This window comes from Sphingomonas sp. (assembly GCF_035317925.1).
In the GTDB taxonomy this organism is placed as follows: domain Bacteria; phylum Pseudomonadota; class Alphaproteobacteria; order Sphingomonadales; family Sphingomonadaceae; genus Sphingomonas_I.
In genome coordinates this window covers 1-12,993 of record NZ_DATHFV010000042.1, presented here as the reverse complement: position 1 = coordinate 12,993, position 12,993 = coordinate 1, and the positions used below count along the sequence as shown (strand labels likewise).

The 12,993-nt window shown below is 64.3% G+C and carries 14 protein-coding genes and 1 pseudogene; 10 read left to right on the top strand and 5 right to left on the bottom strand.

The genetic code is table 11. The features are described 5' to 3' along the window. The 4 genes from VK533_RS03215 to VK533_RS03200 all read left to right on the top strand — a co-directional run. Positions 1-251: UrcA family protein (locus VK533_RS03215; RefSeq protein ID WP_324374960.1), on the top strand; the 251-nt coding region annotated here is incomplete at its 5' end. Positions 252-519: 268 nt separating this feature from the next. Continuing rightward, on the top strand, positions 520-837 hold the full coding sequence (locus VK533_RS03210; RefSeq protein ID WP_324374958.1) for a UrcA family protein: 318 nt from the start codon (positions 520-522) through the stop codon (positions 835-837). Between the two features lie 168 nt (positions 838-1,005). Next, complete coding sequence (locus VK533_RS03205; protein ID WP_324374956.1) at positions 1,006-1,908, top strand: type II CAAX endopeptidase family protein; 903 nt, start codon at positions 1,006-1,008, stop codon at positions 1,906-1,908. Positions 1,909-2,009: 101 nt separating this feature from the next. Next, positions 2,010-2,315 (top strand): hypothetical protein, encoded by a 306-nt coding sequence (locus VK533_RS03200; RefSeq protein WP_324374954.1) that lies wholly within the window; start codon positions 2,010-2,012, stop codon positions 2,313-2,315. Here the strand turns inward: VK533_RS03200 and VK533_RS03195 are convergent. Next, positions 2,312-3,442, bottom strand: a complete 1,131-nt coding sequence (locus VK533_RS03195; RefSeq protein WP_324374962.1) for an MFS transporter — start codon at positions 3,440-3,442, stop codon at positions 2,312-2,314. The genes VK533_RS03200 and VK533_RS03195 overlap by 4 nt on opposite strands. A 219-nt stretch (positions 3,443-3,661) precedes the next feature. Between VK533_RS03195 and VK533_RS03190 the strand changes: the two genes are divergently transcribed. Next, entirely contained in the window at positions 3,662-4,126 is a 465-nt protein-coding gene (locus VK533_RS03190; RefSeq protein WP_324374952.1) for a hypothetical protein, read from the top strand. A 65-nt stretch (positions 4,127-4,191) separates the two neighbouring features. Here the strand turns inward: VK533_RS03190 and VK533_RS17230 are convergent. From VK533_RS17230 to VK533_RS03175, 3 genes and pseudogenes are all read right to left on the bottom strand, one after another. Next, positions 4,192-4,293, bottom strand: a pseudogene (locus tag VK533_RS17230) (PEPxxWA-CTERM sorting domain-containing protein); the annotation flags it as partial. A gap of 617 nt (positions 4,294-4,910) precedes the next feature. Beyond that, positions 4,911-9,155: a Calx-beta domain-containing protein gene (locus VK533_RS03180; protein ID WP_324374948.1), complete on the bottom strand. Its 4,245-nt coding sequence runs from the start codon at positions 9,153-9,155 to the stop codon at positions 4,911-4,913. Between the two features lie 88 nt (positions 9,156-9,243). Beyond that, positions 9,244-9,885 (bottom strand): PEP-CTERM sorting domain-containing protein, encoded by a 642-nt coding sequence (locus tag VK533_RS03175; protein ID WP_324374946.1) that lies wholly within the window; start codon positions 9,883-9,885, stop codon positions 9,244-9,246. 344 nt (positions 9,886-10,229) lie between these two features. On the opposite strand from VK533_RS03175, the gene VK533_RS03170 reads away from it, so the two are divergent. Next, complete coding sequence (locus tag VK533_RS03170) at positions 10,230-10,634, top strand: hypothetical protein (RefSeq protein ID WP_324374944.1); 405 nt, start codon at positions 10,230-10,232, stop codon at positions 10,632-10,634. 45 nt (positions 10,635-10,679) lie between these two features. Here the strand turns inward: VK533_RS03170 and VK533_RS03165 are convergent, their stop codons facing one another. Further along, positions 10,680-10,802, bottom strand: a complete 123-nt coding sequence (locus VK533_RS03165; RefSeq protein WP_324374942.1) for a hypothetical protein — start codon at positions 10,800-10,802, stop codon at positions 10,680-10,682. A gap of 110 nt (positions 10,803-10,912) precedes the next feature. Between VK533_RS03165 and VK533_RS03160 the strand changes: the two genes are divergently transcribed. From VK533_RS03160 to VK533_RS03145, 4 genes are all read left to right on the top strand, one after another. Next, a complete protein-coding gene (locus VK533_RS03160) occupies positions 10,913-11,167 on the top strand; it encodes a hypothetical protein (protein ID WP_324374940.1) in 255 nt (84 codons plus the stop codon). Continuing rightward, complete coding sequence (locus VK533_RS03155) at positions 11,164-11,949, top strand: metallophosphoesterase (RefSeq protein ID WP_324374938.1); 786 nt, start codon at positions 11,164-11,166, stop codon at positions 11,947-11,949. The genes VK533_RS03160 and VK533_RS03155 overlap by 4 nt, the downstream gene beginning before the upstream one ends. Positions 11,950-12,017: 68 nt before the next feature. Then, the gene (locus tag VK533_RS03150; protein ID WP_324374936.1) at positions 12,018-12,440 is read left to right on the top strand and encodes a response regulator; all 423 of its coding nucleotides are present in this window, start codon (positions 12,018-12,020) and stop codon (positions 12,438-12,440) included. Between the two features lie 98 nt (positions 12,441-12,538). Continuing rightward, the gene (locus VK533_RS03145) at positions 12,539-12,907 is read left to right on the top strand and encodes a hypothetical protein (RefSeq protein ID WP_324374934.1); all 369 of its coding nucleotides are present in this window, start codon (positions 12,539-12,541) and stop codon (positions 12,905-12,907) included. Positions 12,908-12,993 lie beyond the last annotated feature (86 nt).

Genomic DNA, 12,993 nt, shown 5'->3' with positions numbered 1-12,993 from the left:
CTTCGGCCGAGAGCCCCGCCCAACGCGTGGTGAAAACGAGCGATCTCAATCTGGCCTCGGCCGACGGCATGCAGCGCCTCAATCACCGCATCCTCACCGCCATCGCGGCGGTCTGCGCGCCCGAGATCCAGACGCGACTGATCGCAGGTCCGGCGGAACGAGACTGCCGCGCCACGGCCGGTCGTGGCGCGATGGATCAGACCGCCGCGATCCGGCAAAGCCATCGGGCGATCCAGATCGCCGGACGCTAATCGCGGCTGGCCCGTCGCGCGGAGGAAGGCGGGCCAGCCACGCAAGGCCATGGAGCGTCGTCCTACGGGATGATGCTCCCTTTCTCATGTCGGTGATGGCGTTGGCCGGGGCCTGCCGTCTGCGGGTGCATCGCCGGTCCTGATCAGCCCGAAATCAGGCGATCATCAGCCAATCATCACTTCCTCATCCTGTCGATCAGGTCGGCCCTGGCGGAAAAGAAGGTCGTTCGGCGCAACCCGTGCCGAAGCTTGAAAAGGGAAGACCAAAATGCGCATCCCCATGATCCTGGCCGCCGTCGCCCTGACTACTGCGACAATCTCCGCCCCCGCCTTCGCGGGCCGTCCCGAAATGCCGCAGGCGCGGATCGGCTATGCCGATCTGGACCTCGGCAATGCCCGCGACGTCGCCAAGCTGCAGCACCGCGTGGCGATCGCACTGGAAAGCGTGTGCGGCTCCTATGCCGGCGCGGATCCGGTCGAAGCGAATGACATTGCGAAGTGCCGCAACGCCGCCGCCGCCAAGGCCCAGCCGATGGTGGCGATGTTGATCGAACACGAGCGGGGCGTGGCGCTGGCACAGCGCTGACCCGACATGCCGGACGGAGCCTGAGGGGGCGGTGTCAACACCGCCCCTTTTTCTTTGCCCGCAGCGCTGCGCGGACCGTGCCCGCATGAGATGGTTCGCCTGAAACAATGTTCGGCAAAGCGACGCGACATCGTTACTGCGTCAAAACGACCTCATCGAGGACATCCCATGGCCCGCCTGTCACCAACGCCGCCCGGCCGGCTTGCCGCCGCGTTCGCCCGCATCAGCCATTGGGCGGTCGCGCGCCTTGTCCTGTTCATCCTGGTGCTGATCGCAGTTCTGATCCTGTCCAAGGTCGTCACCAATCCGCTGATCCCGCCAGCGGCATCGGTTTATCATCGCGGCGCGCAGATGGCGGCCAACCTGGCGTCGGCGGGCTTGCTGTTGGTGGCTTATGCCTGGACGGTGCGGCTGATCGAACGGCGGCGCGCGATCGAATTGGCGATCGGTCCAGGCGTCGCGCCGTTCCTGATCGGCAGCCTGATCGGTGTGGCGCTGATGGCGGCAGTGTATCTGACGCTCGACGGGCTCGGTCTGGTCGCCTTCGCACCGGGCACGGGATTCGAGGGTCTGGTGGGCGGACTGGTCGCTTTCTTCGCGGCGGCGGTATTGGAGGAGCTGGTCACGCGGGCAGTCATATTCCGCATCGTCGAAGAGGCGGCGGGCACGACGATCGGGATCGCCGTCTCCGCGATCCTGTTCGGATTGCTGCACGCGTTCAATCCCGGCGCCACGATCATCAGCACCGCCGCGATCGCGATCGAGGCCGGCGGACTGCTCGCCGTCGCCTATGCGCTGACGCGTAATATCTGGCTGGTGGTGGGGCTGCACATGGCCTGGAACTTCACCGAGGGAAACATCTTCGGCGCGCAGGTATCAGGCGAGAGTGCCCCGCACTCACTGTTGCGGACGACGCTCAGCGGACCCCAATTCCTGACCGGCGGCGCGTTCGGACCGGAGGCGTCGATCGTGTCCGTGATCGTCTGTCTGGCAGCGGCGGTGGTGATCGGCGCGCTGGTGATGCGGCGGCGTGGTTGGCAGCCGCGACGACTGCGACTCTATCTGCCCTGAGCAGTCGACCCATTACGCGCGGTGCGGCGCTATACGAAAATAGAATGCTGCATCGCACAAAAAACTTGAATCAGACGCCGGTTAGGGACACATCATATCCCATGGAACCGAGCAAGCTGGTGCTGGAGGCGATCGCGCTCCGCAAATGTATCGAAGCGACCTATAACCGCATGGCGGTGAAGCTGGCGCCGCACATCCTGTACACGCGCCATGGCGAGCTGTTCATCGACGCGGTCACGGTCGAACGCGAAGGCCAGGCGCCGCGCGAGACCAAGCTCGGCACGTTCAAGCTGGCGGGATTGCAGATCCGCGAGATCGTCAGCCGCCAGTTCAACGCGGCGTCGATATTCGATCCCGCCGACCCCAAATATGCGGGCGTCACCCTGTTCGCGGTCGAAGCGAACTAGGCTTGTCTTGAGCCTCCTCGCCGATCGGCGAGGAAGGAAATCAGCCACAGCAGAAACCCGCCGACAGCGAGCGCCGCGCCGACCAAACCAGTCGACGGCCAGCCATAGCCGGCCGCGATCGCGAGGCCGCCGAGCCATGGGCCGATCGCATTGGCGGTGTTGAACGCCGAATGGTTGAGCGCGGCGGCGAGCGCCTGGGCATCGCCGGCGACATCCATCAACCGCGCCTGAAGCACGGTGCCGAGCGCCGCGCCGCAGCCGATCAAAAAGACGTCGAGGCTGATAGTCCAGACGTTGCCCGCCATCAGCGGATAGAGGAGCAGGGCGATCGTGCTCCACACGAGCAGCGCGCCTGCGGTCGGCATCAAGGCCCGATCGGCGAAGGCGGGCGCGAACAGATTGCCCGCGGTCAGGCCGGTGCCGAACACGCAGAAGACGAGCGGGATCAGCATCGGCTTCACCTGCGTCACCGCAATCAGGGTCGAGGCGAGATAGGCATAGACCGCGAACAGACCGCCAAAGCCGATCGCGCCGGTGGCGAGCGTCAGCCAGACCTGGCCGCGCCGAAGCGCGCCGAGCTCACGCAATGGGCTTGCCTTGGGATCGGGCTTGTCGACGGGCGCGTAGAGAAAAACCAGCAGCACGGTCAGCAAGGCGAGCACGGCGACGATCGCGAAGCCCCAGCGCCAGCCGATCGCCTGCCCCAGCCAGTTCGCGAACGGCACGCCCAGGATCGTGGCGACGGTCAGGCCAAGCATGACACGAGACACTGCCCACGTCTTGCGGTTGGGCGGCACCTGCGCGGCGGCGACCAAGGCGGCGATCCCGAAATAGGCGCCGTGCGGCAGGCCGCTCAGGAAGCGGAAGAACAGCATCCAGTGATAGGTCGGCGCGAGCGCGGACAGGCCGTTGCCGAGCGCGAACAAGCCCATCAGCGCCAGCAGCAGGGCGCGGCGCGAGAAACGCGCGGTCAGCACGGCGATGGTCGGCGCACCGACCACTACGCCTAACGCATACGCGCTGATGACATGGCCTGCGGTCGGCGCGTCGATATGCAAGCCCCGCGCGAAATAAGGCAGCAGGCTCATCGTCGCGAATTCGGTCGTGCCGATCGCGAAGCCGCCCATGGCGAGCGCGAGCAGGACCAGTGCGGGATGTGCCACTTTGGCCGCGCGCGCGTCGGAAGCGATCACTTTCTGCTGCATTGCACCATCACCTAAGCGATGCCGACAGGATGGCAAGCGACGGGGTGCCGGCAATGGCGGTCTGAACGGTCAAATTGTTACATTGCCTTCGCGCACTCGATCCGGGACAGTCGGTTTCGGCCTTTTGGGGGGAGGCGGATCATGAAGAGAGCGGCAGGAATCGGGATCGCCGTCGCGTTGGCGACCGGCGGGGTGACGGCGGCGAGTGCCGAAAGCGCCTGCGCACCACAGGATCCGCAGGCGATCGTGAACGTGATGACCGCGATGTACGATGCAGCCCTGAACGATGACGAGGAACGGATGGCCGAAATCCTCGCGCCGGGATTCTACGCCTTCGACGCCGGGCACCGGTTCGACGGCATGACCTTGCCCAATCTGATCAAGACCGCGCACAAGGGCGGTCGGGTGTACCGCTGGAGCGTCACCCTGCCGGACATCCATATCGCATGCGACACCGCCTGGATTGCCTATGTGAATGACGGCGCGGTCGGCGACACCAAGCGAACTGCACCCCAGCAATGGCTGGAATCCGCCAACCTTGCTTATGCGCACGGCCGGTGGCGCGTGCTCTTCCTAAGCTCGATGCGCGTGCCGCCTGCGGGCTAAAAGCCAGGAAGATGAAACGCCGCCGATCGTCGACCGACGGCGTTCCGGTAATCAATCAGCTATGATCAGGCGAAGCGGACGGCGATCCGCTTGCGGCCGCGCATCGTGGCCCCCACAAGCCCAAAGCCGCCCACCATCATCGCCCAGGTCGCAGGCTCGGGCACACCGCCCTCGGCGATCGTCACGCGATAATGTATGTCCGTATGGTAGACATCAATCATGTCGAAGACGCCCGTCTTGATTTGCGGCGTATCGAGCGTCCCGGTGTAGAGCACTGGCGCGGTCTCAACGGTCAAAGCGCCGCCATTCGCCATGCCGGCATAGTCAGGCAGTGAGTCCGGGTAGGAGATCAGGCCAAACCCGCCACCAGAATCCGCGTTGTAGAAATCGACCCTCAGCTGACCGGTATATCCGGCGAATCCCGTGCCGGACGTCATGAACGAGAAACTGTTCGAATATACGGTCTTCACCGCATCGCTGAACTGGAAATGCGCGACATCGTTCGTATCGGGATCGGCGGGCGGTACGTCGCCATCGTACCATTCGATGATCGAGATATCGAAGTTGGCTGCCTGCGCGGAACTTGCGGCGATCGCCATAATGGCTGCGCCAGCGACCAAAAGGCCGAGCTTTCTCATGTAGATCCTCCCCCAAAAGATTGCACCAAAGAACCATCATTTTGGATAAAGATCAATCTTTCTGATGGGATAATTTGAAGCCCGAGAGTGAAACGCCGCCGGTTACAAACCGACGGCGTTCCCCCGAGATCAGTTTAGCCGATCTATCAGAAAGTCGGGTCGGTCAGCGGGCCACCCGTCTGATAATCGAAATGCACCGCATTCACGTCGTGCACGCCGAGCAACACCGCCTGGGTGCCGGTGGTGAAGGTCAGCGTCAGATCGCCGACGCCGTCGTGATTGACGTCGCTGGCCAACGAGCTTTGCAGGTGGATATTGTTGGCGAGCAGGATGTGGTCGACGTTCGTGTCGAAGTCGGTGACCGTGTCCTTGCCGCCGACCTGACCGAACACGAACGTGTCCGCGCCGAGACCGCCCGTAAGCGTATCGGTACCGGCGTCGCCCGAAAGATAGTCGTCACCCGCGCCGCCATTGAGCGAGTCGTTGCCGGCCCCGCCGAGCAAGGTATCGCGGCTATTGTCGCCATTGGCGGTGTCGTTGCCCGCCCCACCGGACAGGAAGTCGGCGCCGTCACCGCCGCCCAGCGTGTCGTTTCCGGCATTGCCGTAAATCTTGTCCTCGCCAGCACTGCCGACCAGATTTTCGGAAGCGGCACCGCCATTGCTGGTCGTGCCGTCGGCGACGCCCGTCACTGTCACCGTCACGGTCGCGGTGCTGGTCTGGATGCCGTCGCTGACCGTGTAGTGGAAGGTATCGGTCGCGGTGGCGCCGGTCGGCAGCTGATCGAACGCATCGGCGTCGGCGACATATTGCAGATTGTGCGTGTTGGCGTCGAACACGAGATGGCCGAGCGTGCCGGTCGTATCGACCGCGGTGATCGCGAGCTGGGCACCGCTGTCCGGATCAGTATCGTTGCCGATCAGCTGGGCATAGAGATCGGCGCTGGTCGCATCCTCGCCGATGCCGATCGCATCGGTTGTCCCGACCGGCGCGTGATCGACGATGTGCAGGCTGGTGACGACCTGATCGTGATCGGTCGCCATCGGCGATCCGACCGGCTTCAGCGTGTTGATATGGACCGCGTCGAACTGCGCGTCGGTCAGCAGGCCGCTGCTAGTCAGCAGATTGTCGATCTGCTCGAGATTGCCGTCATAGAGGTAGGAATAACGCTCGTCCGCCGGGATCAGGCTATTGAGGTTGGTGAGCCCGCCATTTTCGAGCACCTTCAGCGCGTCTTCGAAGTAGAAGCCGTTGAAGTCGCCGCCGACGACGATGTTCGCGTTGGGGTCGCTGGTCAGCAGCTGGTGGATATAATCCTCGACACCTTGCGCCTGCGCGGTGCGGCTGTCGTCGCCGCCGTTGAGTGGGGGCTGCCACGAGCCGAGCAGCGAATCCGATCCCAGCCGTGAGGTCGCATGCACATCGACCGTAGTGATGGTCTGGCCGTTGAAGGTGAATTGCGCGACCAGCGGCTTGCGGCTGTCGTCATATTCGGGGCCGGTGACCTGGGTCGCGGAGCCGTCGACGTAGCCGACCCGATCGGCGTTGTAGAAATAGCCGGGCCGGATGTTGCCGTTGGGTTCCCCGCCATTCTGGTCGTTCGCGGTCGGCGCGATTTCGACATAGGTGTAATGCGGCCCGCCGGCGGCATCGATCGCGCTGATGATCGCGTTGGCGGTCACGGTGCCCGAATAATCGGTGCCCGCGCCCGCGCCGTCCGCATCCTGGATTTCCTGCGCGAAGATGATGTCCGGCGCGCCGAGATTGTGAACCACGGTGTCGGCGATCAGCTGGAATTTCTGCGCGCCGTCAGAGACGTCCGCATTCTCCATATTGAAGCTGGCGATGGTGAGGTGATCGGCATCGCCGTGCAGCGCGGTCACCTCCGGCTGGAGCGTGACGTCGAGCGTGGTGGCCGCGGTCGCGGTCGGGATGACCTTGTAGCCGACATCGTTCGCGCTGGAGGTGCCATAGGTCAGGATGCCGCTGACGTCGCTGATCTGATCACCCTGCGAATAAGTGCCGGTGAAGCCGTTGAAGACGTCGCTCTGCGGATCGAGCAGGATCTTTTCCGGATTATAATCACCGTCGGAAACGGTGATGCCGCCATGGTCGTTCATCCCGGTCGCGTCGACGCCATGGCTGGCGACGACCCAGGTCTCGCCCGTGTCGGTGCGCGCGACCACCTGCGGCGCCTCGACCGTGACGCGCATGCCTTCCATCGTTTCGTAGAAATCGATGCCGTCGGTGGCGGGATCGAAGCTGGAAAGATGATCGTCGTCGATCACCTCGGTCGGCGGATGCAGGCCGTCATGGCCGATCACGATCGCGGTCGGCAGCGCATTGTTGTGGCTATCGACCGTGACATTCGATCCGATCGCGAACTCGGTGACGGTGAGCGCGCCCGAACCGCCCGCTTCGGCGATCGTGCCGCTGACGTGCACCGCGTCGCCGACCGCGACCGCGGCCTTGGCGCTGGTGGCGACGAAGATGGCATCCGAGGTGTTCGAATTGCCGTCGCCGTGCGCATCCTGGATATAATAGCCGGTGTTGCCGACGGCAGTGACGATGCCGGTGGTCGTGACCTGCTGGCCGACATAGTCCGACGTCAGATGATCGCCCTGGATCTGATAGGTGGCGAGCGGGATCGGATCGTCGTTGACGATCGTGCCGGTAGCCGAGCCATGGCTGATGACGGTGTTGAAGGCGCCGCCGTTGGTCGGGTTCGCCAGATCGACGGTGAAGGTCTCGTTCGGTTCGGGATTGGTGTCGCCCGCGACCGCGACGGTGATCGTCTTGCTGACCTCGCCCACGCCGAAGCTGACCGTGCCCGCAAGCGGTGTGCCGGCCGCGAGATCCGACGCGTCGGCGCTGCCGTGGAAGTTGAGCGCATAATCGACCGTCGCCGAAGCGACGCTGCCGCCCGAACGGGTGACGGTGAAGATCATGTTGTGTGTGCCGCTGTCGCCTTCGGAGACGCTGGCATTGGTGATGCCGATATGGCTATCGTCGGCGGCGGGATAAAAGGTCTCGCCTGGATTGATCTGGCCGAAGCTGTTGGGCGCGTCCGCCTGCCAGGTGAAGTCGCCCGCGACCGCGCCGGTGCCGGTGACGGCGAGCGATGCGCCGACCGGGCCGCTTTCCTCGCTGACGCCGATATCGGTGCTGGTCATACCCGCGGCGGGGCCGCTGGTGGCGGTCATCTGGCCTTCGTAGGAGATGAACTCGACAACCTGGCCGTTGGGCGCGACCAAAGCGACGCCGTCGGGCGGGCCGTTCTGGATGCCGTCCTGGGGATAGGAGACGACCGCCGTGCCATAGCCTTCGCTCTGGTCACCGATCGTGCCGGTGAGCGCGGTCGTGCTGTAGGCCGCGCCGCCATTGCCGTTGTAGAGCACCAAAGTCCAACCCGAGAGATCGGTGCCGGCGGGGCCGGCGATCTCGATCTTCTCGCCGGTGTCGGTGCCGACATTGTCGTAATGGATTTCGTTGATGAACAAGGGCGCCGGCGGCGGCGCGACATCGTCATTGTGGATCGTGCCGGCGGCCGCTGCAGTACCGAGCGCGCTGCCCGTCGAGGGATTGGACAAAGTGACGTGGAAGGTCTCGTCGGCTTCGAAATTCGTGTCGCCCGCGACGTGGAAGGTGATCGTCTGGCTGGTCTGGCCCGCCGCGAAACTGACATCGCCGGTGGTAGCGCCGCTGAAATCGGCGGCGTTGGCGGTGCCATCGAAGGTCAGCGCATAATGGACCGAACCCGTGCCCGTCGTGTCGCCGCCGCGGGTGACGGTATAGACCATGTCGGTCGTGCCGCTGTCGCCTTCGTCGACCGTGACCGAGGCCGGGCCGATCGAGACGGTGGTGGCCGGCGCGGTGCTGCCGAAGGTCTGGCCGGTATTGGCCGCACCAAAGTTGCTGGTGGAATCGGCGACCCAGTGGAAATCCGAATATTGGGTGCCGGTGCCGGTCAGCTGAAGCGAGAAATTGGTCGCGCCGCTGCCGGTTTCGGAGACGCCGACGTCGGTGCTGGTGAGGCCCGCGGCGATCGTGCCGGCCGCGCCGGTCAGCACGCCTTCGTAGGACAGGAACTGGACGACGTGGCCTGTATTGTCGACGAGCGCGAAGCCGTCGGGCGAACCGTTCTGAAGACCATCCTGCGGAAAGCTGATCGTGACGAAGCCGAAGCCGTTGCTCTGGTCCGTGACCACGCCCGACAGCGAAATCGTGTTGTAGACAGTAGCCGCCGCGGCCTGCGCGGCGGTCGAGCCGCCATTGTAGAGATAGACTTTCCAGCCGGTCAGATCGGTGCCGGCGGTCGCCGCAATCTCGATCTTCTCGTTCGTGTCGGTGCCGACATTGTCATAGTGAAATTCATTGAAGAAGGCGTTCATCGAGCTATCCCCTCAAACCCTTGCGGGACCGGCTGCGGGCAGCCGAAAGCGGCCGGCGGCCGTTGCCGCCGGCCATGGTTCAGATATGTCAGGCGACGATCGTCACGCGGGTGCGACGGCGCGCGGCATAGCCAACCGCGCCGAAGCCGAGCACCATCATGCCCCAGGTCGATGCCTCGGGCGCGGCGGAGAAACTGATCGCGCCGGAGGAGACGAGATCATAGGTCTCATGTTCGCCGGTGCCGCTCTGCGCGGTGAAATAGACCGTGCCGGCGTTGGCGAGGTTGGGTAGCGACACGCCGCTCGACGCTCCGGTCGTGGTCAGATCGAGACCAACCAGCGTGAAGGTCGAGCTCGTGATCGTGTTGTCGGAATTGAACGTCTGCCAATCGAGCTCGAGGTTGAAAGATCCGTCCGACGGATCGGCCTGCAGCATCTGATAGGTATAGTCGCCCAATGAGAGCAGCGTCGGATTGGTGCCCGCGCTGGTGAAGCTGACCGACAGGAACGGCAGCAGGCTGGTGCTCGCATCGTCGCCGGTCGCGTAATAATAATTGAGCGCGGGATCGGTCGCGCCGTTGGCGCCCAGCAGCGCATCGGTGTCGATCGTGATCGTGCCGCTGACGGCCGCGCCGCCATCGAATTCCGCGCCAGTAAAAGAGTAAGTAACGGCCGCATCGGCAGACGCGGTCGTCGCCGCCAGGAGTGCGGCAAGAGCAAGCTTTTTCACTGAAAATTCCCCAAACGAGTCGCTTACGAACTGGGCCAAGACTGCCGAGCCGCGCGACCCGGCGCAAGGTTGTTAATTTAGGGTTCATTAATGACAATCCCGTGTCAGAACGGGATGTTAACCACGTTTTCGCCTGGCCTCCCGCGATGCCCGAGCGTCTTCGATCTGCTTTCCAAGCTCCGACAAAAAGCACTAATCACACCCGGCAAGATCCCGACAGAGGACGGCGCCTTTCGCCAACCCCCTCCGCCGATTAACAAATGCTGCCAATATCATTTCCAAGTCATTCACAACGAATCACTTAGAAGGCTACTTGTCCAATAAGGACATGTAGGAGAGTGAACATGCGTGCGGTAATCAAAGGCGCCGTTTTAGCGGCACTTCTTGCTGGCAGCAGCCTCGCTGGTACCGCACCTGCGCAGGCGCGTGACCGGCATGACGGAAATGGCGCCGCGCTTGCGGCCGGCATCATCGGGCTGGGCATCGGCGCCGCCATCGCTTCGGACCATCGCGGTTATGAGCAGACGAGCTACGGCTATGATTACGCCCCGGCGGGTTATTATGCCGAAAGTCCGGCTTATTATGGCGGCGGCTACAGCTACGGTTACAGCCAGCCTTATTATGGCGGCGGATACAGTTACGATCGCGGCTATCGCGATCATGACCGCAGCCACCGGGACGACCATCGCGGCCATGACGGCGACCGCGACCGCCACGACCACGGCGGCTGGAATCACGACCGCCGCTAAGGCCTGATCAAGAAAAAGGCACCCGGTCCGAACCGGGTGCCTTTTTCACGCCTGCGGCGATCCGGTCCGCGATCGGACGCGTCGGATCAACAGTATCAGCGCGATCAGCGCGACGAAGCCCGCCGCCAGGCTGACACCGCGCCAGGAAACAGGACCGATTTTGCGCATCTGAAAACTCTCCGTGACCGGGACATGCCCTGGCGAGACGCAGGTCGCGATAAACCATCGCTCCAGCCCGCACGGCGGAACTCCTAAGGTACGGGACGGGTTGGGTTTCGGTGATCGTGACACCGAACCTTGCGGCAGCGCCCGCCACTGCAGGCGGCCCGGCCGAATCCCGCTTGTCGGTGGCGGCGGAAATGGAGGCGGTGTTCGCGCCCCTGCCCCGTCCTGCGCGCGCCGCACCGGACGCGCCGCCGGCAAAATCGGTCGCGGCACGGCGGAGCAATCGCCGGCGCTGGGGGGCATTGTTCGTGGCGGCGATGCTGATCGCGGCGATGGTCCTGATTTTCCTGGTCCGGTCGGGCCAATGAGCGCCGTCGCGGCCCGAGCGCAGGCGGCGGAGTGGCCGCGCTTCCACCAGACGCCAGCGCGGGTGTGTGGCGAACTGGTCTATGCGATCGGCGACGTTCACGGCCGCTACGATCTGTTCAAGGAGATGCTTGGCCGGATCGCGGCGGACGCGGCGGAGCGCGCGCACGGACGGCTGCCGATGCTGGTGATGTGCGGCGACTATGTCGATCGGGGGCCGGATTCGGCGCGCGTGCTGACTGCGCTCGACTGGATACGGCGCGACGGACGCTTCGCGCTGCATCTGATCAAAGGCAATCACGAGGCGGCCTTCCTGGACTTTCTGAAAGACCCACAGGAGGGCACGTCATGGCTGCGCTTCGGCGGCGATGCGACCTTGCGATCCTATGGGGTGACGCCACCCGCCGATTTCGACGATGCCGGCGCGCTGGTCCGCGCCCGCGACGAGTTGCTTGAGCGGATGCCGGCGGCGCACCTGCGCATCCTCAACGTGCTCGAGCTGATGGTCATGGTTGGCGACTACGCCTTCGTCCACGCAGGCATTCGCCCCGGCGTGCCGCTCGCCCGCCAGAAAGCCGAAGACCTGCTGTGGATCCGCGGCCCCTTCCTCCACCAAACCAGTCGGTTCGAGAAAAGGATCGTCCACGGCCACAGCTGGATGGAGGCCGCGCCCGAAATCTACGACAATCGCATCGGCCTCGATACCGGCGCCTATGAGACCGGCGTGCTGACCGCGATCCGGATCGAGGACAATGAGGTCCAGGTGTTGCAGACCGGCGATTGAATGTGCCCACTCGCGCACAACCCCCCCACGGCCCCGCACGACATGTCGCGCACCGGTTGAAGCACGCCGTGGGCCAGACCAGCGGCGAAGGCGTGTCAAATCGCGACGATTACCCGCCGTTGCTGCTGGTGGAAGACGGGCCCCTGACCTTGCTTTCGACCAAGGTGGCGCTGGAGGATGAAGGCTACCGCGTAGTGGCGGCGCGCCATGCCGCGGCGGCCCTGGCCGCGCTTGCCCAGCCGGTGCGCGGACTGATCACCGACATCCGCCTGCCGGGCGCGTTCGACGGCTGGCAGATCGCGCAGGAGGCACGGACGCGCTGGGCGGATATTCCGGTAATCTACGTCACCGGCGAAGGCGATGCGGATTGGCCGGCCAAGGGCGTGCCCGGCAGCCTGATACTGCAAAAACCCTATTCGGCCGGAAAACTGCTGGCGACGGTGGCCAAGCTGATAACGGAGAAGACGCCGGCGCATCCCCAATCGGGATAACCGCCGGTGCCGCCTTAGCGGCCGGACGCGGTGGCGTCTGCGCTGCTGCGGGAACGATGCGCGCAATAGGTCATTCCTCCTCCGAAAGGAGAGTAGCCATGCTGACCTTGATTGCACTGGCCGCTGGCCTGTTGGACGAGACGAGGGCACCCGACCCTCTCATACCGCCAACACGGGTCACGACGAGCTTCACCTGTGGCAAGACCGCGCGATCGATCACGGTGGCGCGCGGGATCGGCCGCGACGCGGTCGTAAGCCTGAGCGTCAACGGCAAGCCAGTGGTGGGCGCGCCAATGACCGCGATCCGCGGCGGCGTTGCACCTGTCGACGAGATTGACGAGGTCACGCCTTATTGCGGCGACGGCCCCGACCGCATCCGCATCAAGGGATCGAGCGGCGGCAAGAAACGCAATCTGATGATCTTCTTCGGCCCCAACGGCCAGGCGGCGGTGCGCGATGTCGGCTGACCACCGACAATAACTCTCTGATATAGCGTATATCTTGTACGAAATGCTGCCCGATTCCGCACGATTTCATGGAAATTTCACGCTGG

Coding starts and splice junctions, on each gene's coding strand:
- VK533_RS03210 (WP_324374958.1), top strand. CDS start 520: ATGCGCATCCCCATGATCCTGGCCGCCGTCGCCCTGACTACTGCGACA.
- VK533_RS03205 (WP_324374956.1), top strand. CDS start 1,006: ATGGCCCGCCTGTCACCAACGCCGCCCGGCCGGCTTGCCGCCGCGTTC.
- VK533_RS03200 (WP_324374954.1), top strand. CDS start 2,010: ATGGAACCGAGCAAGCTGGTGCTGGAGGCGATCGCGCTCCGCAAATGT.
- VK533_RS03195 (WP_324374962.1), bottom strand. CDS start 3,442: ATGGGCGGCTTCGCGATCGGCACGACCGAATTCGCGACGATGAGCCTG.
- VK533_RS03190 (WP_324374952.1), top strand. CDS start 3,662: ATGAAGAGAGCGGCAGGAATCGGGATCGCCGTCGCGTTGGCGACCGGC.
- VK533_RS03180 (WP_324374948.1), bottom strand. CDS start 9,155: ATGAACGCCTTCTTCAATGAATTTCACTATGACAATGTCGGCACCGAC.
- VK533_RS03170 (WP_324374944.1), top strand. CDS start 10,230: ATGCGTGCGGTAATCAAAGGCGCCGTTTTAGCGGCACTTCTTGCTGGC.
- VK533_RS03165 (WP_324374942.1), bottom strand. CDS start 10,802: ATGCGCAAAATCGGTCCTGTTTCCTGGCGCGGTGTCAGCCTGGCGGCG.
- VK533_RS03155 (WP_324374938.1), top strand. CDS start 11,164: ATGAGCGCCGTCGCGGCCCGAGCGCAGGCGGCGGAGTGGCCGCGCTTC.
- VK533_RS03145 (WP_324374934.1), top strand. CDS start 12,539: ATGCTGACCTTGATTGCACTGGCCGCTGGCCTGTTGGACGAGACGAGG.